Source organism: Flexivirga alba (assembly GCF_042661025.1).
GTDB lineage: Bacteria > Actinomycetota > Actinomycetes > Actinomycetales > Dermatophilaceae > Flexivirga > Flexivirga alba.
Window position 1 is genome coordinate 3,548,891 of sequence record NZ_JBHSWH010000001.1, and the last position, 22,763, is coordinate 3,571,653.

At 66.4% G+C, this 22,763-nt stretch carries 19 protein-coding genes and 2 pseudogenes; 8 read left to right on the forward strand and 13 right to left on the reverse strand.

Annotated features, from left to right (window positions below; translation table 11 throughout):
* The first annotated feature begins 59 nt into the window (after positions 1–59).
* The 4 genes and pseudogenes from ACFQDH_RS17525 to ACFQDH_RS17540 all read left to right on the forward strand — a co-directional run bounded on the left by ACFQDH_RS17525 (position 60) and on the right by ACFQDH_RS17540 (position 3,447).
* Positions 60–804 (forward strand): annotated as a pseudogene (locus tag ACFQDH_RS17525) (alpha/beta hydrolase).
* A complete protein-coding gene (locus tag ACFQDH_RS17530; protein WP_382403680.1) occupies positions 801–1,829 on the forward strand; it encodes a Gfo/Idh/MocA family protein in 1,029 nt (342 codons plus the stop codon). Before ACFQDH_RS17525 ends, ACFQDH_RS17530 begins: the two are co-directional and overlap by 4 nt.
* A complete protein-coding gene (locus ACFQDH_RS17535; protein ID WP_382403681.1) occupies positions 1,826–2,194 on the forward strand; it encodes a DUF3054 domain-containing protein in 369 nt (122 codons plus the stop codon). The genes ACFQDH_RS17530 and ACFQDH_RS17535 overlap by 4 nt, the downstream gene beginning before the upstream one ends.
* Positions 2,191–3,447: an FAD-binding protein gene (locus ACFQDH_RS17540; RefSeq protein ID WP_382403682.1), complete on the forward strand. Its 1,257-nt coding sequence runs from the start codon at positions 2,191–2,193 to the stop codon at positions 3,445–3,447. The genes ACFQDH_RS17535 and ACFQDH_RS17540 overlap by 4 nt, the downstream gene beginning before the upstream one ends.
* A 28-nt stretch (positions 3,448–3,475) precedes the next feature.
* Here the strand turns inward: ACFQDH_RS17540 and ACFQDH_RS17545 are convergent, their stop codons facing one another.
* Complete coding sequence (locus tag ACFQDH_RS17545; RefSeq protein WP_382403683.1) at positions 3,476–3,979, reverse strand: FBP domain-containing protein; 504 nt, start codon at positions 3,977–3,979, stop codon at positions 3,476–3,478.
* Between the two features lie 472 nt (positions 3,980–4,451).
* Here ACFQDH_RS17545 and ACFQDH_RS17550 point away from each other — a divergent pair, with 472 nt between their 5' ends.
* Both ACFQDH_RS17550 and ACFQDH_RS17555 read left to right on the forward strand, forming a co-directional pair.
* Positions 4,452–6,677: a molybdopterin cofactor-binding domain-containing protein gene (locus ACFQDH_RS17550; protein WP_382403684.1), complete on the forward strand. Its 2,226-nt coding sequence runs from the start codon at positions 4,452–4,454 to the stop codon at positions 6,675–6,677.
* Positions 6,678–6,689: 12 nt separating this feature from the next.
* Positions 6,690–7,166 carry a (2Fe-2S)-binding protein gene (locus tag ACFQDH_RS17555; protein WP_382403685.1) on the forward strand — a complete coding sequence of 159 codons (477 nt, stop codon included), beginning with the start codon at positions 6,690–6,692 and terminating at the stop codon, positions 7,164–7,166.
* Here ACFQDH_RS17555 and ACFQDH_RS17560 read toward each other — a convergent pair.
* The 7 genes and pseudogenes from ACFQDH_RS17560 to ACFQDH_RS17590 all read right to left on the reverse strand — a co-directional run bounded on the left by ACFQDH_RS17560 (position 7,129) and on the right by ACFQDH_RS17590 (position 14,747).
* Positions 7,129–7,530 (reverse strand): MFS transporter, encoded by a 402-nt coding sequence (locus ACFQDH_RS17560; protein ID WP_382403686.1) that lies wholly within the window; start codon positions 7,528–7,530, stop codon positions 7,129–7,131. The two genes, ACFQDH_RS17555 and ACFQDH_RS17560, sit on opposite strands and share 38 nt — an antisense overlap.
* Positions 7,527–8,351 carry an MFS transporter gene (locus tag ACFQDH_RS17565; RefSeq protein WP_382403687.1) on the reverse strand — a complete coding sequence of 275 codons (825 nt, stop codon included), beginning with the start codon at positions 8,349–8,351 and terminating at the stop codon, positions 7,527–7,529. Before ACFQDH_RS17565 ends, ACFQDH_RS17560 begins: the two co-directional genes overlap by 4 nt.
* On the reverse strand, positions 8,348–9,448 hold the full coding sequence (locus ACFQDH_RS17570; RefSeq protein WP_382403688.1) for a DNA polymerase III subunit beta family protein: 1,101 nt from the start codon (positions 9,446–9,448) through the stop codon (positions 8,348–8,350). Before ACFQDH_RS17570 ends, ACFQDH_RS17565 begins: the two co-directional genes overlap by 4 nt.
* A 177-nt stretch (positions 9,449–9,625) precedes the next feature.
* Positions 9,626–10,588: a PDDEXK family nuclease gene (locus tag ACFQDH_RS17575; RefSeq protein WP_382403689.1), complete on the reverse strand. Its 963-nt coding sequence runs from the start codon at positions 10,586–10,588 to the stop codon at positions 9,626–9,628.
* Between the two features lie 157 nt (positions 10,589–10,745).
* Positions 10,746–12,389: a proteasome ATPase gene (arc, locus tag ACFQDH_RS17580; RefSeq protein WP_382403690.1), complete on the reverse strand. Its 1,644-nt coding sequence runs from the start codon at positions 12,387–12,389 to the stop codon at positions 10,746–10,748.
* 185 nt (positions 12,390–12,574) lie between these two features.
* A pseudogene (locus ACFQDH_RS17585) lies at positions 12,575–13,599 on the reverse strand (tRNA (adenine-N1)-methyltransferase).
* 8 nt (positions 13,600–13,607) lie between these two features.
* A complete protein-coding gene (locus tag ACFQDH_RS17590; RefSeq protein WP_382403691.1) occupies positions 13,608–14,747 on the reverse strand; it encodes a site-2 protease family protein in 1,140 nt (379 codons plus the stop codon).
* Positions 14,748–14,822: 75 nt separating this feature from the next.
* Between ACFQDH_RS17590 and ACFQDH_RS17595 the strand changes: the two genes are divergently transcribed.
* Positions 14,823–15,725 (forward strand): RecB family exonuclease, encoded by a 903-nt coding sequence (locus ACFQDH_RS17595; RefSeq protein WP_382403692.1) that lies wholly within the window; start codon positions 14,823–14,825, stop codon positions 15,723–15,725.
* Between the two features lie 90 nt (positions 15,726–15,815).
* On the opposite strand, the gene ACFQDH_RS17600 is transcribed toward ACFQDH_RS17595, so the two are convergent.
* Positions 15,816–16,001, reverse strand: a complete 186-nt coding sequence (locus ACFQDH_RS17600; RefSeq protein ID WP_382403693.1) for a hypothetical protein — start codon at positions 15,999–16,001, stop codon at positions 15,816–15,818.
* A gap of 29 nt (positions 16,002–16,030) precedes the next feature.
* Entirely contained in the window at positions 16,031–17,227 is a 1,197-nt protein-coding gene (locus ACFQDH_RS17605) for an MFS transporter (protein ID WP_382403694.1), read from the reverse strand.
* A gap of 113 nt (positions 17,228–17,340) precedes the next feature.
* Between ACFQDH_RS17605 and ACFQDH_RS17610 the strand changes: the two genes are divergently transcribed.
* Positions 17,341–18,216: a helix-turn-helix transcriptional regulator gene (locus ACFQDH_RS17610; RefSeq protein ID WP_382403695.1), complete on the forward strand. Its 876-nt coding sequence runs from the start codon at positions 17,341–17,343 to the stop codon at positions 18,214–18,216.
* Positions 18,217–18,236: 20 nt separating this feature from the next.
* Here ACFQDH_RS17610 and ACFQDH_RS17615 read toward each other — a convergent pair whose 3' ends face one another.
* From ACFQDH_RS17615 to metH, 3 genes are read right to left on the reverse strand one after another with little or no spacing between them, the layout of a single operon-like run.
* A complete protein-coding gene (locus ACFQDH_RS17615; protein WP_382404894.1) occupies positions 18,237–18,902 on the reverse strand; it encodes an HAD family hydrolase in 666 nt (221 codons plus the stop codon).
* A gap of 3 nt (positions 18,903–18,905) precedes the next feature.
* Complete coding sequence (locus ACFQDH_RS23960) at positions 18,906–19,466, reverse strand: vitamin B12 dependent-methionine synthase activation domain-containing protein (protein WP_465253896.1); 561 nt, start codon at positions 19,464–19,466, stop codon at positions 18,906–18,908.
* On the reverse strand, positions 19,403–22,723 hold the full coding sequence (gene metH, locus ACFQDH_RS17620) for a methionine synthase (protein ID WP_465253884.1): 3,321 nt from the start codon (positions 22,721–22,723) through the stop codon (positions 19,403–19,405). Before metH ends, ACFQDH_RS23960 begins: the two co-directional genes overlap by 64 nt.
* Between the last annotated feature and the right edge of the window lie 40 nt (positions 22,724–22,763).

Here is a 22,763-nt window from a genome sequence, read left to right on the forward strand (position 1 = left end):
TGACACTCGTGACCGGCCGTGTCCGACGCAATGTCCGACGCGACACCGTGCAACTGCGGATGCGTGACGGTGTGCAGATCCCGGCACGCATCCATCGGCGCCCGGATGTCACCGGCAGCGCACCGGTGGTCGTCTATTACCACGGTGGCGGGTGGACCCTGGGCCGGCCGCTCGACTACGAGTCGCTGCTGACGATGATCGCCGACGAAACGGGTGCGGTCGTCGTGGCACCGGACTATCGCAAGGCGCCCGACCACAAGGCGCCGGCCGCGGTGCTTGACGCGCACGACACGCTCGATCTCGTGCTGGCGGACCCGGATTGGTTGCCTGTGTCGCCGTCGCGCGTCGTGGTCGCGGGTGACAGCGCGGGCGGCAACCTCTCGGCCCTGGTCGCCCTGCGCGCCGGTGCCGCACTCGCCGGCCAGGTGTTGATCTATCCCGCCGTGGACCTGAGTCGCAAGCACACCTATCGCAACGCCCCGATGCTTGACGGCGAAGCACTCGACACCTACCTGGCGCTCTATCTCGACGGCTCCGGCATCGATCCCGGCGACCCACTCATCTCCCCTACAGGCGCCGTCGCACGCCGGCGCCGCTCCCGCCCTCGTACAGACCGCGCAGTTCGACCCGCTCGCGCCCGAAGGTGCTGACTATGTCGCCGCGCTCGAGCGCGACGGCGTCAGAGCCCACCTGTCGCACTACCACGGCGTTCCCCACGGCTTCCTCAACATTCCCGGCTTCGCACCGGTTGCCTGGCAAGCACGCTGGGAGATCGTCGACACTCTGCGAGGATGGTTCGCGTGACAACGCTCCCCTCTCCCACGACACCTGATCCGATCGATGCGCCCGTGCTGCGTTGGGGCATCCTCGCGCCGGGCGGCATCGCCGCCGCATTCGCGGCCGCGCTGCTCGCGGGCACCGGTCAGCAGATCGTCGCCTGTGGCTCGCGCAACCTGGACCGGGCACGCGAATTCGCCTCGCAGTTCGGCGGTTTCACCGCGCACGGGTCCTACGAAGACCTCGTCGCCGACCCGAACGTCGACGTCGTGTATGTCGCCTCGCCGCACTCCGCGCACCGCGAGCACGCCCTGTTGGCGCTGCGCGCCGGCAAGCCGGTGCTCGTCGAGAAGGCGTTCGCCCGAAACACGGCCGAGGCCACCGAGGTCATCGATGAGGCACGCAGTCGCGGACTGTTCTGCATGGAGGCGATGTGGTCGCGCTTCCTGCCGAGGTATGACGTCGTGCGGCGGGCCGTTGCCGACGGCCTGCTCGGCCGGCTGGACACCATTGTCGCCGACCACGGCCAGCTGCTCTATCCGAATGGGCCGCAGCGCCTGGCTGATCCGGCCCTCGCCGGCGGTGCGTTGCTGGACCTGGGCATCTACCCGATCTCACTCGCCGCGATGCTGCTGGACGGCGACCTCCAGGTGAATGCGACTGGTGCGCTGACGCCGGAGGGTGTGGACCGGAGCGAGACCGTGGTGCTGACCGGCAACGACGCGATCGCGACGTGTGTCACCACGATGTCGGCGCAGACCGCGAACACCGCTGTCATTGCAGGAGATTCGGCCCGTCTCGAGCTCCCCGGCTGGTTCTACCAGCAGGGGCAGGTGCGCCTGGTCGGCCCCGACGACAAGGTGGTCGACACCTACGACCCGGCGCCGACGCAGCACGGGCTGCATTTCGAGGCTGTGGAGGCGGCGCGCCGGATCAGCGCCGGCGACGTCGAGTCACCCTTGATGACCTGGGACGAGACACTGCGCATCATGGGGCTCATGGACGAGGTGCGCGCTCAGCTTGGCGTGCGATACCCCGGCGAGCCGGTATGAGTGAGCGGGCGTTGGCAGCCCTCGGCATCGACGCGTTGGTCGTTCTCGTCTTCGCGGGCATCGGCCGCGCTTCGCACCACGAGAGCAACCCGGTCCTCGATTCATTGCAGACCGCGTGGCCGTTCCTGGTCGGTGTCGCGGTGGGTTGGCTGTTCGTGCGAGCGATCTTCGGGCATCTGCCGCTACTCGCGAAGACCGGCTGGCCGGTATGGCTGTGTGCAGTCGCGGTCGGAATGGTGCTGCGTCGACTGACCGGAGAGGGCACCGCTTTCGCCTTCATCGTGGTCGCAACGGTGTTTCTCGGGATCTTCCTACTCGGATGGCGTCTCGCTGCCGGGGTCTGGCAACGAAAGGCGCACGCATGACGACGAACTGGTCCGGGACCTACGACTACCGCGCGGCTCGGCGTGAGCGGCCGGGCACGGCGGCGGAGCTGCAGCAGCTCGTCGCCGATGCGCCGGCTGTGAAGATCGCCGGCTCCGGACACAGCTTCAACGGCATCGCCGACAGCGAAACTGGTTGGCAATTGGATGTTTCCGGTCTCGTGTCAGCTCCGGAGGTCGACTCGGAGACTGGCACGGTGACGGTCAGCGGGGGCATGAAGTATGGCGACCTGGTGCCCGCACTCACCGCTTCAGGCCGCGCGCTGGCCAACCTCGCCTCGCTCCCCCACATCACCGTTGCGGGCAGCGTCGCGACCGGGACGCACGGCTCCGGTGCTCGTCAGCCCGGGCTCGCGTCGGCGGTGGAGGCCGTCGAACTCCTCACGGCGGACGGCGAACTTCGCTGGATCGATGCGACGGATCGCCACTTCGACGGTGTCGTCGTCTCGCTCGGGGCGCTCGGCGTCGTCACCCGCCTGCGCCTGTCGACCGTGCCGCACTACGAGGTCCGGCAGGACGCGTTCCTGGGGATGAGCTGGGGCGAGCTGATCGCTCGGGTCAACGACGTGCTCGCCACGTCATACAGCGTGAGTGTGTTCGGCCGGTGGACCGGCGCCGGGCCGGATCACATCATCGTGAAGTCGGTCGTGGACGGGGAAGGTGACGGCACCCGTCCCTCCATCTCCGGCACGAGCTGGACGCCGGACACCCTGCATCCGCTGCAAGCGGCCGGAGCGACGCCGGACGCAGTGACCGAACAGGGCGGCGTTGCTGGCTCGTGGGCCGATCGATTGCCGCACTTCAAGCTGGGCTTCACGCCAAGCGCCGGTGCGGAGATCCAATCCGAGTTCTTCGTCGCGGCGGAGGACGCCGACCGTGGCATCGAGGCACTGCTGGACATTGGCGACGCCCTTGCGCCCTACCTGCTGGTCTCCGAAATACGTGCGATAGCAAGCGAATCCCAGTGGCTCAGCCCGGCATACGGTCGCGACTCGGTGGCCTTTCACTTCACCTGGAAGCCGGACACAGAGGGTGTCCATCGCGCGGTTGGCATCGTGGAGCAGGCGCTTGCCGACCTGGCCCCACGACCGCATTGGGGCAAGGCGTTCACCTACCCCGGACGGCTCGACTTCGCATATGACCGGCTGGACGATTTCGACGACCTGCGCCGTTTGCTGGACCCACGCGGCAAGTTCCGTAACGGGTTCGTCGACCGTCACGTGGCGCGCGCCTGAGCGGGCGCCACGTGACGGTCGACGAGGGTCAGCGGGTCGCGAGCACCTGACGGACGAAGTTCGACGAGCGTTCGCGCAAACCGTCAATCCGCCGGTGGATCAAGTTGATCCGGTCCTGTTCGTCGGAGCTGCCGACCTCGGTGAGCGTCGGTGTGCGCCGGACATGCTCGTTGCAGCCGAAGTCGCTGCAGATGAGAGTGCCGATCGTGTCGCCCTTGCGACCAGGTGCTCCGCCGCGACGGGCGACATACATGGTCACGTCGTCCTCCACGACGACGTCCTGGCACCAGGCGCAGAGTGACTTGCGGCGCGGGCCTGTCCTCGACGCGGTGGTGAAACGGACTCCGACCGGCGTGTCGTCGAGCACGGTCACGACATACGCGGTGTTGTCCTTCTTGCCGTCCCGCCAGCCGAGCAGGTCGAGTGCGTCCCAGTCGATGGTCGCCAGGTCCGGCAGGATCGCGTCGCGTACCTCGCGTTTGCTGGCGTTGATGAATGAGCCGCGGATCGCGGCATCGGTCAGTGCATACATGGTGAAGAAGTCCTTCGATCGGTGAAACGGCGGCATGCAACACGTCCGCTGCGTATGCCGCACAGGCATGGCGAATGCACCGATCCGGCGAGACCGTCGTCTCGTCCTGAACCGGGCAGGTCAGCTGTGTGCTGAGCAGGCCATGCGGCCGACCTCGCTTCCGGCGGCACCAGGCCGCTCACCGTCGATCAGAACCGGCGCACGGGTTCGATGCAGGTCCGGTACGCCGTTTCCCAGGCTCTCACAGACCCGCCCGAGGGAGCACTTCGATTTCCCGTCAAGGGCAACGGGCGCGGCCTGGTGAACATTGACCAAGTCTTTGAATTCGCAACCTACCGTCCGGTAGGTGATCTGTGTCACTGTCTTTCGGGTGGCCTCTCAACACGCAGTATCAAAGCCCGAACCCGCCGGTCGTCGAGGTATCAGCCGAAGACGGTTCGTCGGCTACCTCGTTGCCGGCACGACGCTGACTGTGGCGGCCGACCTCCGACTCGGCACGCCCGCTGAGGCGTCGGTCCCCTCCCCACCTCAGATCGCTGCGTTGTTCGACCTGGAGGACCTGCAGGACACCGCCGGCCTGGCGACTGCCAACCTCATCACGATCACCATCAACAGCGATGGCACGGCGAGCTTCGCGTTGCCACGCGCCGAGGTCGGCCAGGGCATCACGACGTCCACCTCGATGATCATCGCGGAGGAACTCGACCTGCCCGTCGAGAAGGTGAACGTGTCATTGGCTCCGGCACGACCGGAGCTCGTGTTCAATCAGTTGACCGGTGGGTCGAACTCGACGGTGTCGACGTACACACCGATCCGAGTCGCAGCCAACATCGCAAAGGGCGCACTGCTCCAGGCCGCAGCCATCGAACTCGGGTATGCCGTAGACCAGCTCACCTCGAAACAGGGTGTCATCACTGCCCCTGACGGAAAGTCGACCACCTACGGGAAGCTGGCGGTGAAGGCCGCCGGGGCGACAACGAAAAGCGTCCAGGTGGACTTGAAGGCCCGCTCAGCCTTCACCGTGGTCGGCAAGCCGCACACGCGAGTCGACGCACGCGACATCGTCACCGGTAAGAAGCAATTCACGATGGACCTGCAGGTCCCTGACGCACTTCCCACCATGCTGTGTCGCGCGACCGGGCTCAATGGTCACCCGACCGGGTTGGCGAACGAGGCCGCGATCCTGGCAATGCCCGGCGTGACAGATGTCGCCGTCATACCGACCGGTGTGGCCGTGCGGGCGAAGACGTTCGGACAGTGCATCGATGCGGTGCGAGCGATGAAAGCGCAGTTCGGCGCCAGTGTCGTCGGCGCCGCGGACGATGAGTCGATCCTGGCAGAGCTTCGCAAGGCCGAAATACCGCTGGCGGTGCCGAAACTTCCGTTGCTCGGCATACAGGTGGACACCGACTTCGAGTTCATGTTCCGTTCCAGTGCTGCTCTGGAGACCAATTGCGCGATCGCAGACGTTCGGGACGACCACGCCACCATCTGGTCCGGCCTGAAGTCGCCGATCGTCGCTCAGGGCAAGATCGCCGAGGCGGTCCGGTTGCCGGTGAGCAAGGTGACCGTCAACGTGGTGACCGGCGGCGGATCCTTCGGCCACAAGCTCTTCCACGACCCGGCGCTCGAGGCGGCTCGTGTGTCCAAGGCAATGGGCAAACCGGTCAAACTGATGTGGCACCGCGTCGACGAGCCGCGCCAAGGACGCATGCACCCGATGGTCACCTCGCGTTGCCGAGCGACCATGCTGGGCGACCAGGTCTTGACTTTCGAGCAGCGGCATACCAGCGTGACCACCGATTTCAGCCACGGGCTCGGCGAGATGCTCGTTGCCACTGCCGCGGATCTGCCGCCCGGTCTCGTCGGGGTCGGCCTCTCCCAGAGCATCTTCCTGCTCACCCAGGACCTGCCCTACAACTTCGGTGTCGTGACCCAGCTGCTCGATGAGACCGACACGCATTTCAACACCGGCTCGATGCGGTCCATCTACTCCCAGGACGTCGCGTGCGCCAGCGAGCTGACGGTCGACCTGATGGCGAAGAAGGCCCGGAAGGACCCGCTCGCCTTCCGACTCGCCAACATCAAGTATCCCGAGGTCAAGGCGGTGCTGGAGAAGGTCGCCGAAGTCGGCAACTGGGGCCGCACGATGGCACCCGGAACCGCACAGGGCATCGCAGTACATCGCGAATACAAAGGCGCCACAGCGTTTCTCGTCGAGATCGACTGTCGTCCAGAGACGGTCAATCGAAAGATCGCGAACGGCGTCGGCGGTCCGCGGGTCACCAAGGTGGTCGTTGCCGTGGATGCCGGATTGGTCATCAATCCGCGAGGGATCGAGGCACAGATGATGAGCGCTGCCTCCGACGGAATCGGGCTGGCACTGACCAACAGCACGCACCTCAAGGACGGACATTTCCTCGAGGCGAGTTGGGACAACTACTTCTACACCCGCGAGTGGAACGCGCCGATCGAGTTCGAGTGCGTGATCATGCCGTCGTCGTCCGATCAGCCCGGGGGCGTGGGTGAGGCGGGCGTTCCGGCATCGTTCGCCGCAGTTGCCTGCGCCTACGCGCGCGCGACAGGCACTGTCCCGAAACGATTCCCGATCAACCACGACACGCTGTCGTTCGACGTGAAGCCCTACGTGCCATCACTCCCCGAGTCGCCCACCGACGGCCTGTCGCACACCTACTGAGCGGAGTTGCCAATGTCCACCCACACTTTCAAGCTCAATGGCGAGCAGGTCACCGTCGACGTCGAGGACGACGTGCGACTGCTCTGGGTCCTGCGCGACGTCCTCAAGGTGACCGGCCCGAAGTACGGCTGTGGCATCAACGTCTGCAAGGCCTGCACATCGCACATCAACGGCAAGGCGTTCAACCCCTGCTCGGTGCAGGTCAAGGACATCAAGTCCACCGACGAGGTCACGACGATCGAGGGTCTGGCCGCCACCACGGACCAGGAGCTGCATCCCATGCAGGAAGCCTGGCTCGAGGAGGACGTCGCGCAGTGCGGCTATTGCCAGCCCGGTCAGATCATGGCCGCCGTCGCGCTCGTCAAGAAGGTCCAGGCGGAGGGCCGCGCGATCACCGACGACGACCTCGACAGCATCCGCAACGTATGCCGCTGTGGCACCTACTTCCGGATCAGGAAGGCGATCCGAGCCGGCGCTGCGAAGATGTGATCCACCAGATCAGCGTCACCAGGGTGCAGGCAGCGCACAACGCAAGTGACCAACGTGCGCCGAGCCGGCCGGCGATGGCCGTGAACAGGACGGTGGCAATGAGAAGTGCTGCCATCTGGGCGAATACGAGCAACGACTGGTATCGGCCGAGCTGATCCATCGGGGTGGCCTGGAGGTATGCCGGCCACAGGTGACCCGTGCAGACGGACACGCCCACGCCGAGGACGACCGTGCATCCGAACGCCACGCCCGGCAGTGGGGACAGTGCCATACAGAACAGCCCGGCGGTCACCATCAGTAATCCGACGCCGACTGCCAGGCCGATTCGCCGGGCCGCACCGCGCCGCGCGATGACTGCAGTCACCGCCAGGCCGCCGACCAGCCAACCGACCTCGATGACCCGGAAGCGCCTGGGCCCCAGCCGGATTCGCGTGCGAGCAACGACGGTCCGTAGATCACGGCCGGAAGCACGGCGCCGGCGATCGCACCGGTCGTCACCAGAACCGCGCGCAGCTGCGGGGCGCACCGTACAGTCGTGAGCGAGCGGAGGATGGACAAGCCCCCAGCAACGGAGTCCGACGGCGGTGCGTGTGAAGGCCGAATCCGCAGCAGCACCAACAAAATCAGCGCAAAGGTCAAACCATCGACTGCGGCCGCTCCGGAGAATGCGATCGCGGCGACTGCCAGAGCGCCACAGGGCGGCCCCGCGATACGCGCCAGCTGGGTGAGCGTGCTGTTCACCGCAGTGGCTCTCGGGAGAGCGTCGCCGGTGGCGAACAGCCGGGGCACGACCCCAGTTGCGGGTAGGTAGAAGGCGCTCTCGACACCCGAGACGACCGCGACGACGATGAGCAGCCACGCGTGCACGCCGAACGCTGTCGCGGCCAGCACCACGAAGAGGCTGAGTAGCAGCATGACCGCATCGCCGGCGACCAGCATCCGGCGCACGCCAACCCGGTCGGCGACCGCGCCGCCGATCAGCAGCAGGGCCGCCGTCGGCAGGGTGATCAGCACACCGATGAGCCCCGTCAGTCCCGCGGATACACCGGTCGCGTACCAGGTCATCGCGAAGCCGAACGCCGAACTGCCCAGAGTGCTTGTCGCGGCGGCAACCGTCCACCAGATATATGCCGCAGGCAGTCTGCCTGCATCGACCGCAGTCGCGGACACGGTGTGCTCGCTCATGACCCGGCGCTGTCCCTCCGGACCGGCATCACGATGGTGGTGAAGGTGCCCTGGTCCGCGGAACGCACGACGACCGGGCGGCTCGCCTGAGCCGGAAGTTCGAGCAGCACCTCTGGACCGATGCTCACCTCGAGTGCTCCGAGCAACAGGGACGGCCGGAACGCGGTCGTCAGGGATTCGCCGGTGCAGATAGCGCTCAGTCGCACACCGTGCCGGTCCCCGTCGACCCTCAGGTCGAGGTGATCCGTCCCCGTTGTGAGCACGACGGCGTCCGCGTCGTCAAGCTGCAGCAGCTCCGTTGCCAGCCTTGCGCGGTCGACCGTGACACGACCCGCCGTCGGCGGCAAAGACACCAACACCGAGTGGTACGACGGGAATTGAGCATCGAGAGTCGGAAGGCTGAGTTCGTTGTCGCCTGACTCGAGCGTGGTGGCCCCATCGTCGCCGACCCGTAGGCGCACTCGGTCGTGAGCGGCGGCAAACGTAACCGCCGCGGCCACCGCACCGGCCGCGACGACGATGGGCCGGTCCGGTCCCGAGGTCTCCTCGACGGGCAGGCTGCGCACCGCCATCCAGTAGCGGTCAGTCGCAACCACGGTGAGTTCGTCGGCGCCCAGCTGCAGCAGCACGCCTTTCAGCACGGGTATGTCGGGCACTGCCGCTGCCGCCGGAGACACCTGTCGCAACGCACTGGCCAGCTCTGGGCCGCGGACGATCACGGTTGTCGGCGCGCTCGCGCCCGCACCGTCCGGCAGGGACGCGATGACGTCCTCGCTGGTCTCGCGAGCCTGTCGCGCGATGCCGGTAGCTTGCTCGGCATACGTCCGCAAGGCTGCTCTGGCCTGCTCGGGCGGACCGTCGAGCACCGTGCGAATGTCATGCAACGGCAACCCGATCCCCCGCAGTCGGCTGATCGTCGAGGCGCGCCGCTCCTGCTCGGCCGAGTAGTAACGGTAGCCGCTCGCCGCATCGACCTCTTGCGGGTGCAACAGCCCGCAGTCGTCGTAGAAACGGAGCGCACTCGAGCTGAGGCCGACCAACCGCGCGAACGCACCTATGGTCAGTAGGGACGACTGGGACGAAGACTCGTTCCTCATCTTCGCCTCAGTCGCTCTACGCTGATGGTCCGTCCTTCGGCCGGCACGCTGATCAGGCACGAGCCCAGCTTGGCCCCTCAACCAACTCGAAGGTCAATCCGCCCCTTGCTTCCCGCTTGCGCTATGCCGGACGCGCGCTCCACCGCGCGCGTGGCATAGCCGTCGGGCAGCCTGCGCTCACTGGGTGATTCGGAGAGCGTCATACATCCGACGGATCTGCATCAGGAACTGATCGGGCGCCAGCCGGAGGCCGATCACCGGGATACGCAGGACGCGTTCGCCCGCGATGACGCGGTCGTTCTGACGGAGCGCGTCGTCGACCGGGTTCAGCGCAAGCGCATGGTGGCCGCCGTCTATCTCCACCACCAGGCCGACATCGTCCCAACTGACATCGAGGTAGACCCTTCCGTCCGCTCCGCATCGGATTGCCTGACGGGTCGGAGCAGGAAGGCCGACGCGTCGCACCATTCGGGCGAAATCGAGTTCGCCCAACGAGTGGGCGCCGTCCGTCACATCAGCGATCACCGCGTCGAGGAATGGGCGACGTGCCGAGCGTCCGATGCCGCGCCACGCCAGGCTGAGCCGTGCCGTCGAAGTCATCCGTTGCTGCATCGGCAGGCAGATCACCAGGGCTGCCTGTCTGTCGCTAACGGCCCACTGGCCGGCGTGGATCATGCCCATCTCCACCGAGACCCGCGGTATGCCAACCTTCGCCGCGGGTGGCGGTTGCCTCAACCGGTGCGGCCGAACGCCGTCGACGGCGTGATGCCGGTTACGCGCCGGCAACGAGACATCGATGACTTGGGCACGGAAACCAGTCATTCCATGTGCGCAGAGCGCACTGGCACCGTCGAGCCGTGCACCCGCACCGCTCTCCCAGACCGCTCGCCACCACTGGGCGACGAGGCCGATCTCAGGCGAACCGATCGCCACCGTATGCCGGCCGAGCTTGAACCAGCGTCCAGCCGCGACTTCGTTCCGGATCCCGTCGCTATCGATCCCGCACTCGGCCAACTCCTGCCGATGCACGACCCCGCCATGAGCAGTGGCGAGCTCGGCGGCTGTGCCGCGTCGGGCGACACCCGTGCGCGCAGGCCTCCGGATCGACCAGTGCCGTGCCTCCGCCTGTTCTCGCTGCATCGGGCGATCCTGGCCGATTCGCCGAAGTCCTGCAGCGCCCCTGTGGACAACTGAGGGCGCCCGCTCGTTCGGCTATGCCGTCCGCGCGCTCCACCGCGCGGACGGCATAGCCGGGGGTTCGAAACGCCTCCCAAGGCTACTCAACCCGCATGAGGGGTCAGAGGTACTGGCCGGTGCCCTTGATCGAGTCGATCGCGCGACCCGGTTCGGCGCCGTCCTTGCCGTCGATGAGCGTGCGGATATAAACGATCCGTTCGCCCTTCTTGCCGGAGATGCGCGCCCAGTCGTCCGGGTTGGTGGTGTTGGGCAGGTCTTCGTTCTCCTTGAACTCATCGACACACGAACGCAGCAGGTGCTCGACCCGGATGCCCTTCTGACCGGTCGTCAGCTGGTCCTTGATCGCCATCTTCTTCGCGCGGTCGACGATGTTCTGGATCATCGCGCCGGAGTTGAAGTCCTTGAAGTAGAGAATCTCCTTGTCGCCGCTGGCGTAGGTGACCTCCAAGAACTTGTTCTCGTCGATCTCGGTGTACATCCGCTCGACCGATGCCTGGATCATCGCCTCGACGGTCTCCTGCGGCGAGTTGTTGTGCTCGGCCAGGTCGTCGGCGTGCAACGGCAGCCCCGGCACGAGGTATTTACCGAAGATGTCCCGGGCGCTCTCGGCATCCGGGCGTTCGATCTTGATCTTCACGTCGAGGCGACCAGGTCGCAGGATCGCCGGATCGATCATGTCCTCGCGGTTCGAGGCACCGATGACGATGACGTTCTCGAGCTGCTCCACACCATCGATCTCGGACAGCAACTGCGGCACGATCGTCGTTTCGACGTCGGACGAGACACCCGAACCACGAGTCCTGAAGAGCGACTCCATCTCGTCGAAGAAGACCACCACCGGTGTGCCGTCGGACGACTTCTCCCGGGCCCGCTGGAAGATCAGCCGGATGTGCCGCTCGGTCTCACCGACATACTTGTTGAGCAGCTCGGGTCCCTTGATGTTCAGGAAGTATGCCGCCTCGTCTCGCCCGGTCTTCTCGGCGACCTTGCGCGCCAGGTTGGCGGCAACAGCCTTGGCGATCAACGTCTTTCCGCAGCCGGGAGGGCCGTAGAGCAGGACGCCCTTCGGCGGGCGCAGCGCGTGCTCCCGGAAGAGGTCGGCGTGCAGGTAGGGCAGTTCGACGGCGTCGCGGATCTGCTCGATCTGGCCGGCCAAACCACCGATGTCCTCGTAGCGGATGTCGGGCACCTCCTCCAGCACGAGGTCGGCGACCTCGGCCTTGGGGATACGCTCGAAGACGAACCCGCTGCGGCTGTCGGCGAGCAGCGAGTCGCCGGCCCGGATCGTCTCGCCGGCCAGCTTGGCAGCGATCCGGCAGACCCGCTCCTCGTCGGCGTGCGCGACCACCAGGACACGGTCCTCACCGAGCAGCTCCTTTGCCTGGACGAGCTCGCCGACCCGCTCGAAGCCAACAGCGGCAACGACATTCAAGGCTTCGTTCAGCATGACCTCGCGACCGAGGGACAGCTCACCCGGCTCGATGGACGGGCTCACCGCCACCCGCAGCTTCCGCCCGGAGGACAGGATGTCGGCCGTTCCGTCATCGTGGGTCTCGATCACCACGCCGTATGACGCGGGCGGCTGCGCGAGCCGGTCCACCTCACCCTTGAGGTTGACGATCTGCTCGCGGGCTTCCTTCAGGGTGCGCACCAGGCGTTCGTTCTGGGCGGACATGGTCCCGACTGACGCCTGAAGCTGGCGAACCTGCTGCTGCAGGTCTCCGGCGCTGGAGTGCGAGGACATCGCGAGTCGTTCGCGCAGTGTCCGGATCTCGCGCTGCAAGCTCTCGATCGAGCTCTTCGGCGTACCTGACTCAGGGGGTGATCGTTCACGGTCGGCCTCCTGTGCTTGTGCCGCACCAACTTCGAGCGTGCTGCCGAAGCCGTCACTGCGGTTCGATGCAACCCGACCCTAACTCTCAAACATGTTCAGTCCAGCGGCGGCTCGCCTGCTGAACGTTGCAATTTGCGCAGCTTCTTCTCCGAGACCGGGCGCTCGCCCAGATTCTCCGAAGTCCACGACTCGTCAGACCGACCGGCTTCGAACGTGCTCGTCTCAATATCTGGAGCATCGGAGCCGCTCGCACTCTTCGCCGGCCGCCGCTTCCGGAACGGCGGCGTCACTCCCGGAGCCAGCCGACGGGTCGAGATCAGGAAGCCTGTGTGTCCGTGCATCCGGTGCTGCGGACGCACCGCGAGCCCTTCCAGGTGCCAGCCGCGCACCATCGACTCCCAGGCCTCCGGCTCGGTGTAACCACCGTGCGCTCGGACTCCTTCGGCCACCCGGGACAGCTGGGTGACCGTTGCGACATACGCGATGAAGACGCCGCCGGGCGCCAGCGCATCGGCGGCCGCGTCCAGGCACTCCCACGGCGCGAGCATGTCGAGCACCACCCGGTCGATCGTCCCCGGCTCCGTGACCGTGGGCAGAACCTCGACGAAGTCGCCGACGGTGATCGTCCAGGCCGGGTGCTCTCCCCGAAAAACGAACGGACGTTGCCACGGGCGATGTCGGCGAACTCCCGGCGTCGCTCGATCGAGTGCAGCTCGCCGCCGTCACCGACGGCGCGCAGCAAGGACATCGACAGGGCGCCGGAGCCGACGCCGGCTTCCACCACTCGCGCTCCAGGGAAGATGTCGGCCATCGCGACGATCTGCCCGGCGTCCTTCGGGTAGACGACAGCGGCGCCGCGCGGCATCGACATGACGTAGTCCGACAGCAGCGGCCGCAGCACGAGATATTCGGTGCCGGCGGTGTTGGTGATCGTGCTGCCGTCCGGCAGGCCGATCAGGTCGTCGTGGACGAGGTGACCGCGGTGCGTGTGGAACTGCTTGCCCGGCGTCAGCTCGAGCGTGTGCATCCGGCCCTTCGGGTCGGTCAGCTGCACGCGTTCGCCGGCTGCAAATGGTCCGCGACGCGCGGCGGCTCCGGTGGGTTCGGGCGAGTTCACGATCGCCCAGCCTAGACGGATGCGACGGCAGGGCGCTCGGCAGCCGCCAGCGCATCTCCGAGCACCTGAATGGCGACCAAACCCGCAGGCTGTCCGTCGACCACCACCAACAGCTCCTGTATGGCGCCACCCACGTTCTGCGCTGCTCGAACCAGAGCGGTCACGTCGACGTCGACCGACGGCACCTGGGCCACCCAGCCGGCGGGCTGGACGCGGGCCAGCGCCGCGGCACGAACGTCCTGCAGCTCCGGCCTTGCGGCCTGCAGCAGGTCGGCAGGGGCGATCAACCCCCACGGCACACCCTGCCGATCGACCACGACCACATCAGTGTTCCTCGGCAACTGCGTCACCAGTGCGGTGTCCGGAGCGATCGCTGCCTGCCGGAGCACGTCGCGCACTCGCACGCGGGCGAAGAGACGACCCGCCTTGGCCCGGGCGATCGCATTACCGGCACCGACCCAGAGGAAACCGGCTATGAGCACCGACCAGAGGACATAGAACGTCTGCGGTGTGTCGCCACGCAGGAGTGGCCGCACCACGGTCCAGGCGACGAACAACACCGCCAGCACGCGGCCGCACCACCCTGCCACGAGCAGCCCGGCCGAGCGGGAGCCGGTGGCGCGCCATACGACCGCGTCCAGGATGAAGCCGCCGTCCAGCGGCATACCGGGCAACAGATTGAAGATCGCGACGAACGCGTTGGTGAAGACGAAGGCGCCGATCAGTAGTCGGGCGACCTCACGATCGTGGCCGACGCCGTGCAGAGCGAGCCAACCGGCAAGCGCGAGAACGGCGTTCGCGAGTGGCCCGACCACAGCGACCAGTGCACTGGACATCGGCGAGCTGTCATCGGTGTCGTATGCCGTATGCCCGCCCCACAGGTCGGCGACGATGCGCCGCACGTGGTAGCCGCGCCATTGTCCGACCAGCGCGTGCGCAGCCTCGTGCGCGACCACGGACAGCAGCAGGAGGAGCGTGTAGAGGAACGCGACGAAGTAGGCGGCTCCGCCCAGGTCCGGGTAGGCATCGGCGACCTGCGGCCCGAAGGTCGCGATGATGACAACCGCGATGATGGGCCAGGTCCGGCCGATGTAGATCGGGACATCGCGCAGCGTGCCCAACTGCCAGCCGGGCCGGTCCGCGTTCGCCATTCATCCAGCCTACGTTGCGGTTGGTGTGAGCTACCGGGCGCCGGGATGTCTGCGCTGCCGGATAACGTCGCAGACATGGATCAGACGGCAGCGGCAACGACGCAGGCGCGGTCGGAGGGCTCAGGGCCCCGACCGGTCAAGCCGGCGCTGTCGCCGAGCCGCGCAGGCGATTTCATGCAGTGCCCGCTGCTCTATCGCTTCCGGGTGGTCGACCGACTGCCCGAGGAGCCCTCTGCGGCCGCGGCGCGCGGCACCCTGGTGCATTCGGTGCTGGAGCACCTCTTCGACGTCCCGGCCGCCGAGCGGACCCTCGAGACCGCGGTTGCCCTGCTCGAGCCGCAGTGGGCCGCGCTGGTGGAGCAGGAGCCCGAGCTGGCGAGCCTCATCGGCGAGGAGACCACCGCACACGAGTCGTGGCTGGCCGACGCCGCGGAGCTGGTTCGTCGCTGGTTCGCCCTCGAAGACCCGACCCGGCTGGAGCCGGCCGAGCGCGAGCTGTACGTCGAGGCAGAAGTCGACGGGCTGACACTGCGTGGTTACATCGACCGGCTCGACGAGGCACCGGGCGACCTGCTACGGGTCGTGGACTACAAGACCGGGCGCTCACCCTCGGAGCTGTTCGAGGCCAAGGCGCTCTTCCAGATGAAGTTCTACGCGCTGGTCCTCTGGCGCACTCGCGGCGTCATACCTCGCATGCTGCAGCTGGTCTACCTCGGCAACAGCGAGATCGTGCGTTACGAGCCGGCCGAAGCCGACCTGCTCGCGACCGAACGCAAGATAAAGGCCCTGTGGCAGGCGATCGAGCGAGCGGCCACCACCGGCGACTGGCGCCCACATCGCACCAAGCTCTGTGACTGGTGCAGCCACCAGGCGATCTGCCCGGAGTTCGGCGGCACTCCCCCGCAGCTCCCGGACAACGCCATCGGCCTTGCGCTGGACCCGGTGCGCGCAGGCGAGGCGTCGCCGACCGAGGACTGATCAGCGGGTCGCGGCCAGTGCGGTGCGTTCAAAGTTGCTTGACAGTCGCTTCGCGCCTGACCAGCAACTTTGCCCACATCCGTACCTGCTCTATTTCTGACTCACGGCCAGGAGGCGCCGCGATGCGACCACGCCAACCAGCAATCCCCCTGCGATCACGACGCAGACCAACCGCGCGGCCGATGCCGTGCCGAAGTGGTCGGCTGCGCTGAGGAACACCGATCCGATCCCCGCGACACCGAGCACCTGAGCGAGCTGGAAGGCACAGGACAGCACGCCGCTCGCCTCTCCTGCCCGTTCGATCCTTACCCGGCTGAGCGCGAGTCCCATGACGGGCGTGATCGCGAATCCCTGACCCAACCCGACCAGCGCGAAGAGCAGGAGCAGCGCCGTGCCGGGTCGTTCCCCGTCCGCGGTGATCTCTCCGATCCGAGGAAGGAGATGACGCACAGCAGCAGTCCGACCGGGATCAGTGTCCGGGAGATGCGGGCCGGCAGACGGGGACATGCCAACGAGGACACGGCGAATCCGACGGCCAGCGGCAGGAAGGTCAGGCCGGTCTTCAAGGGGCTCAGCTGCAGCGTTGTCTGCAGGTGGACGGCGAAGGCGAAGAGGTAGGCGGCATACCCCGCGATCGTGACGACCACCACAGCCAGGCCCATCAGCAGTCCTGGGGTACGCAACAGGTCGCCAGGGATCACCGGCGCCGCCCCTGAGCGTTCCACGAGCACGAAGACCGGCAGTAGAAGTGCAGCGATCCCCCATGCGATGAATCCCCAGAGGGGCCAGCCATTTTCGCGGCCGAGAACGAGCGGCACGACGACGAGTCCGATGATCGAGCCGAGCAGGATCGTGCCCGAGATGTCGAGCCCGGTGCGTGGCGCTCGCGTATGGCGAGGCAAGGACCGACCGGACATCCAGAGCAGCACGAGTCCGACCGGCACGTTGACGAGAAACACGGTGCGCCAGTCGAGTCGGGCAACGTCCCATCGCAGCAGGACGCCGCCGAGCAACTGACCGCTTACGGTTCCGAGGGCGAGGACCAGTCCGTACCAACCCAGGGCGCGCGAGCGTTGCGGGCCGGCCGGGAAGCAGATCTGGATCAGGCTCATGACCTGCGGCAGCATGAATGCCGCCGCGCCACCTTGCACCAGACGACACACGATCAACAGGGTTGCCGTGGGCGCCATACCGCATGCCGCGGAGGCCAGCACGAATCCGGCGAGCCCGGCGCGGAACACCGCCCGATGGCCGATCCGCCCGCCGAGGCGTGCGCCGGTGATCAGCAGCACGGCATACGTCATCACGTAGCCGGAGACGATGAGCTGCAGTTGCGCGCCGGAGGCATGCAACCCGTCACGCAGTGGCCCGATCGCGACGTTGACGATCGAGATGTCGAGCAAACTCATGAAGAGGCCGCCGAGCAGCACTGCAAGCAGCAGTCCTGAGGCAGGCGCCGTCGGTTGACGAGATGGTGCGGGTCGCACCTGGGTCGTTGTCATGCATCGATGGTGGGGACATCCGATCGCTGGGGACAGGAGCGCGTTCATCCTGGTATCAACAACACCAGGATCACGGTCGCTTGATCCACGCGTTCCGTCGCAGAATCGAGGTCATGAGCATCACCGACGAAAAGATCGCGACCGGCAGCTCGGACAAGCCTGCTCACCGCCGCGAGCTGGCCCGCTTCCTGCGGGCGCACCGCGAGCAGGTCAGCCCGCTCGCGGTCGGCGTATCCGTCGGCCCCCGTCGTCGCACCCCGGGCCTGCGACGTGAGGAGGTCGCTCAGCTCGCCGGTGTCGGCCTCACGTGGTACACGTGGTTGGAGCAGGGACGGGACATCAACGTGAGCACCCAGGTGCTCGATGCGGTGGCCCGGATTCTGCAGCTGGGCGCAGCAGAGCGTTGGCACCTCTACCGATTGGCGCAAGTCCCGGGTGTGCCGATGCCACCGACGATGCCCGAGGAGGTGCCGCCCAACGCCGTCCAGGTCCTCGATCAACTCGATCCGAATCCAGCGTGCATCTACAACGCACGCTACGACCTCATCGCCAACAACGAGGCGTACGCCTGCATGTTTCCGTGGGTCGTGTCCGCCGACGGGATCGAACGCAACGTCCTGTGGCGCGTTGCCATCGCCGGTGACGACGTGCGCCCCATCAACCCTGAGCTCTTCGGCCGGCTCGTGGCGAACCTACGGTTGCGGTACGCCGAGCACATCGGTGAGCCGGAGTGGGAGTCATTGATCGACCAACTGTCCCGCACCAGCGCACTCTTCCGGACGGCGTGGGCCAGGCAGGAAGTGCAGCCGACCGGTCCGCAGTTCAAGCAATTCCATTGTCCCCCGGTCGGACTCATCCGGCTCAACACGCTCAGCTACTCGATCGACGGGACGGCTGATCTACGCATGGTTGTGCACGTGCCGGAGACGTCTGCGGACTCCGATCGCATCGTGCGACTGCGAGAAATCGGTGGCGTGCAGTTCGACTGACCGATCACAGTGGCCGCTCGTCAGCGGCCCCTCGCTATCCGGCGCAGATCACCGGCGTGCAGTCCGTCGAGGCTGTCGACTCGGGTCGCGCCCTCGATGGTCGGGACTTCGATGACGTGCGGCACGGCGATCGTGGGAACGCCCGCCGCGACTGCAGCGCGCACACCCGGGATCGAGTCTTCGATGGCCACGCAGTCAGCCGCGTCGGCACCGAGCTGCTTCACCGCTGTCAGGTAGGCCTCCGGGTCGGGCTTGCCGTTGCTCACGGTGTCGCCGGTGACGACCACCGAGAAGGTCCCGGCCGGCACGGCCTCGACAAGCACGCCCGCGAACGACTCGTAGGACATCGTGACCAGAGCGTTCGGAACGCCCTGTGCGACAAGGCTTTTCAGCAACTCTTCGGCGCCCGGCCGCCACGGGACATGACGGCGCATGCCAGCGATGACCCGCTCCAGAAGGTAGTCGACGATCTCCGCCGCGGAGAGGGTCACCGGACTGTTGTCCTTGATCAACTGGCCCGACACCAGCAGTGGGCTGCCCACCAACTGATGCGCCATCTCGTCGGTCCACTCCCCGCCGTATGACGAGACGAGCTCCGTCTCGGCCGCAATCCACAGCGGCTCGGTGTCAACAAGAGTGCCGTCCATGTCCCAGAGGACAGCGGCCGGAAGAGCATTGGTGTCGATGGGTCAGTCCTCCGGTTCGTAGCCAAGGTTGGACGAAAGCCAGCGCTCCGCCTCCTTCATTGTCCAGCCCTTGCGCTCGGCATACGACGCGACCTGGTCCTGTCCGAGCCGTCCCACGACGAAGTATTGCGAGTCGGGGTGCGAGAAGTACCAGCCGCTCACCGCGGCCCCTGGCCACATCGCCATCGAGTCGGTCAACTCGATCCCGGTCTGGTTGGTGGCATCCAGCAGCTCGAAAAGCGTTGCCTTCTCGGTGTGTTCGGGACAAGCGGGATAGCCGGGCGCCGGACGGATGCCGCGGTATTTCTCGGCGATCATGTCCTCGTTGGTCAGCTTCTCGTCCGGTGCGTAGCCCCACAGGTCATGCCGCACGACATCGTGCATCCGCTCGGCGAACGCCTCGGCCAACCGGTCGGCGATGGATTCCAGCAGGATCGCGCTGTAATCGTCCAGGTCGGCCTTGAACTCCATGATCTTCTCCTGCGCGCCGAGCCCCGCGGTCACCGCGAAGCCGCCGATGTAGTCGGGCAGCCCGGTGTCCTTCGGCGCGATGTAGTCGGCCAGCGACCGGTTGGGAACTCCTCACGATGGTGGCCCTGCTGCCGCAGGTGGTGCAGCGTCGTGCGGATCTCGCTCCGGGTCTCGTCCGTGTAGAGCTCGACGTCGTCCCCGATCGCATTCGCCGGGAAGAAGCCGACGACGGCGTTGGCGTGCAGCCACTGTCCCTCGATCGCCTTGTCGAGCAGCGCCTGGGCGTCATCCCACAACGGACGCGCGGCCTCGCTGGTCGCCGGGTTGTTGAGGATGTCGGGGAACTTCCCCTTCATCTCCCACGCGTTGAAGAACGGCTGCCAGTCGATGTAGTCGCGCAACGTCTCCAGTGGGTAGTCCTGGAAGGTCCGCGTGTATGACGAGATCGGCCCGAGTTCGCCGTCGGCGCCCACGTCTCGCGCCTGCTGCAGCAGGAAGCGGGGCCGCGGCGGTTGATAGTCGCTCCAGTCGATGGGCGTCCGTGCCTTCAGCGCGTCGTCATACGAAAGCAGCGGCCGCTCACTGTTCTTCGCGGCATGCCGCTTCCGGATCGACTCGTACTCGGCATTGACGTCGATCATGAACGCATCACGTCGCTCGTCCGACAGCAGCGCAGCTGCGGTCGGGACCGAACGCGAGGCGTCCTTCACCCAGACCACGTGCCCGTGGTACCTCGGGGTCACCTTCACCGCGGTGTGCGCGCGAGAGGTCGTGGCACCACCGATCAGCAGCGGGATGTCCCAGCCCTGCCGCTCCATCTCGGCGGCCACGTTGACCATTTCGTCGAGCGACGGTGTGATCAGGCCGGATAGCCCGATCATGTCCGCCTTCTCAGCCTTCGCGGTGTCCAGGATCTTCTGTGCGGGCACCATCACACCGAGATCGACGACGTCGTAGTTGTTGCACTGGAGGACGACACCGACGATGTTCTTGCCAATGTCGTGGACATCCCCCTTCACCGTCGCCATCACGATCTTGCCCTTGGCGCGCTCGGCGTCGCCGGGCTTCTTCTCCGCCTCGATGAACGGAATCAGGTGTGCCACGGCCTTTTTCATCACGCGCGCTGACTTCACGACCTGGGGCAGGAACATCTTGCCGGCACCGAAGAGGTCACCCACGATGCCCATGCCGTCCATCAGCGGACCTTCGATGACGTTGAGCGGACGCTCGCCCCGCTCCTTCAGCTCCAGCCGCATCTCTTCGGTGTCCTCGACGATGAACTCGTCGAGGCCCTTCACCAGCGCGTGCGAGATGCGCTCACGGACCGGCTCGTCGCGCCACTTCAGCTTGTCGTCCGGGCCCTGCTCCTCGCCCTCCTTGTTGTGCTCCTCGGCCACTTCGAGCAGTCGCTCGGTGGCGTCGTCACGCCGGTTGAGCACGACGTCCTCGATGCGCTCTCGCAGCTTCGGATCGAGTTCGTCATACACAGCGAGCTGGCCGGCGTTGACGATGCCCATGGACAGGCCGGCCTGGATCGCGTGATAGAGGAAAACGGCGTGGATCGCTTCACGAACCGGGTTGTTGCCGCGGAACGAGAACGACACGTTCGAGACGCCACCGGAGGTGAGCACGCCGGGAAGGTTCTGGGTGATCCACCGAACCGCTTCGATGAAATCGGTGCCGTAGGCGCGGTGCTCCTCGATACCGGTTGCCAGGGCAAACATGTTGGCGTCGAAGATGATGTCCTCGGCGGGGAAACCCACCTCCTTGGTCAGGATGTCGTAGGCCCGCTGGCACACCTCCTTGCGACGCTCCAAGGTGTCCGCCTGACCGTCTTCGTCGAAGGCCATCACCACGACCGCCGCGCCATACCGACGACACAAGCGGGCCTGCTCGATGAACTTCTCGGTGCCCTCCTTCATCGAGATGGAGTTGACGATGGGCTTGCCCTGGATGCAGCGCAAGCCGGCCTCGATGACTTCCCACTTCGAGGAGTCGATCATCACTGGCACACGGCAGATGTCGGGCTCGGTCGCGATCAGCTTGCAGAAGCGATCCATGGCCTCCACGCCATCGATCATGCCTTCGTCCATGTTGATGTCGATGACCTGAGCGCCGGACTCCACCTGCTGGCGAGCGACATTGAGCGCGGTCCCGTAGTCACCCAATTTGATCAGTTTGCGGAAACGCGCCGAGCCGGTGATGTTGGTCCGCTCACCCACGTTGACGAACAAGGAGTCCTCAGTGATGTTGAACGGCTCGAGCCCGGACAGGCGCATGGCCGATGCCGGCTCAGCCGGAACACGCGGTGGCACACCCTCGATGCGTTCGGCGATCTCGGAGATGTGCTCAGGCGTCGTGCCGCAACAGCCACCGAGCACATTGACCAGTCCATCCTTGGCGAACTCACCGAGGATGTCGGCCATTTCCTCAGCGGGCTGGTCGTATTCGCCGAAGGCATTCGGCAGGCCTGCGTTGGGGTAACAGAACGTGAAACAGTCCGCCACCCGGGACAATTCGGCGGCGTACTGCCGCATGTCCGCAGCGCCGAGCGCACAGTTGAAGCCGACGGCGAGCGGGCGCGCGTGCCGGATGCTGTTCCAGAACGCCTCGGTGACCTGCCCGGACAGCGTCCGCCCGGACGCGTCGGTGATGGTGCCGGAGATGAACACCGGCCACCGGCGTTCGCGCTCGTCGAAGAGCGTCTCCAGCGCGAAGATCGCCGCCTTGGCATTGAGCGTGTCGAAGATCGTCTCGACCAGCAGGATGTCGCTGCCACCGTCGACCAGCCCTTCGGCCTGTTCCTTGTATGCCGCGACGAGCTGCTCGAAGGAGGTGTTGCGGGCGCCGGGATCGTTCACGTCCGGTGAGATCGACGCGGTCCGGTTGGTCGGACCGAGCGCGCCGGCGACATACCGGGGGCGTTCGGGAGTGGCGACAGCGTCGCAGGCCGCCCGCGCGAGCTTGGCCGACTCGTAGTTGAGCTCGTAGCTGAGCTCTTCCATGCCGTAGTCGGCCATCGAGATGCGTTGTGCGCTGAAGGTGTTGGTTTCGATGATGTCGGCATCCGCGGCGAGGTAGGCCTCGTGGATCGCGCTGATCACCGGCGGGTTCGTAATCGACAACAGATCGTTGTTGCCCTTGACGTCCTGGTCCCAGTCGGCGAACCGGTCACCCCGGAACTCAGCTTCGGACAGCTTGTGCCGCTGGATGAACACACCCATCGACCCGTCGAGCATGAGCACTCGCTGCGCCATCGCGCTGCGAAGGGCTTCGGTGGAGTCTGGACGGACCAGCGTGGTGTCGCGCGTTGACGGCGCCACCAACGCAATATCGGAGCGGCTGCTCACTGTGAGATCCCTTCGGGGAAGTTTGCGCAGAACGGCACGA

Bases quoted from the DNA above. Each gene is read 5' to 3' on its own strand.
- ACFQDH_RS17570 (WP_382403688.1), bottom strand. From the start codon at position 9,448: ATGAGGAACGAGTCTTCGTCCCAGTCGTCCCTACTGACCATAGGTGCG.
- ACFQDH_RS17535 (WP_382403681.1), top strand. From the start codon at position 1,826: ATGAGTGAGCGGGCGTTGGCAGCCCTCGGCATCGACGCGTTGGTCGTT.
- ACFQDH_RS17610 (WP_382403695.1), top strand. From the start codon at position 17,341: ATGAGCATCACCGACGAAAAGATCGCGACCGGCAGCTCGGACAAGCCT.
- ACFQDH_RS17555 (WP_382403685.1), top strand. From the start codon at position 6,690: ATGTCCACCCACACTTTCAAGCTCAATGGCGAGCAGGTCACCGTCGAC.
- ACFQDH_RS17590 (WP_382403691.1), bottom strand. From the start codon at position 14,747: ATGGCGAACGCGGACCGGCCCGGCTGGCAGTTGGGCACGCTGCGCGAT.
- ACFQDH_RS17595 (WP_382403692.1), top strand. From the start codon at position 14,823: ATGGATCAGACGGCAGCGGCAACGACGCAGGCGCGGTCGGAGGGCTCA.
- ACFQDH_RS17545 (WP_382403683.1), bottom strand. From the start codon at position 3,979: ATGTATGCACTGACCGATGCCGCGATCCGCGGCTCATTCATCAACGCC.
- ACFQDH_RS17565 (WP_382403687.1), bottom strand. From the start codon at position 8,351: ATGAGCGAGCACACCGTGTCCGCGACTGCGGTCGATGCAGGCAGACTG.
- ACFQDH_RS17540 (WP_382403682.1), top strand. From the start codon at position 2,191: ATGACGACGAACTGGTCCGGGACCTACGACTACCGCGCGGCTCGGCGT.
- arc (WP_382403690.1), bottom strand. From the start codon at position 12,389: ATGTCCTCGCACTCCAGCGCCGGAGACCTGCAGCAGCAGGTTCGCCAG.
- ACFQDH_RS17605 (WP_382403694.1), bottom strand. From the start codon at position 17,227: ATGACAACGACCCAGGTGCGACCCGCACCATCTCGTCAACCGACGGCG.
- ACFQDH_RS17575 (WP_382403689.1), bottom strand. From the start codon at position 10,588: ATGCAGCGAGAACAGGCGGAGGCACGGCACTGGTCGATCCGGAGGCCT.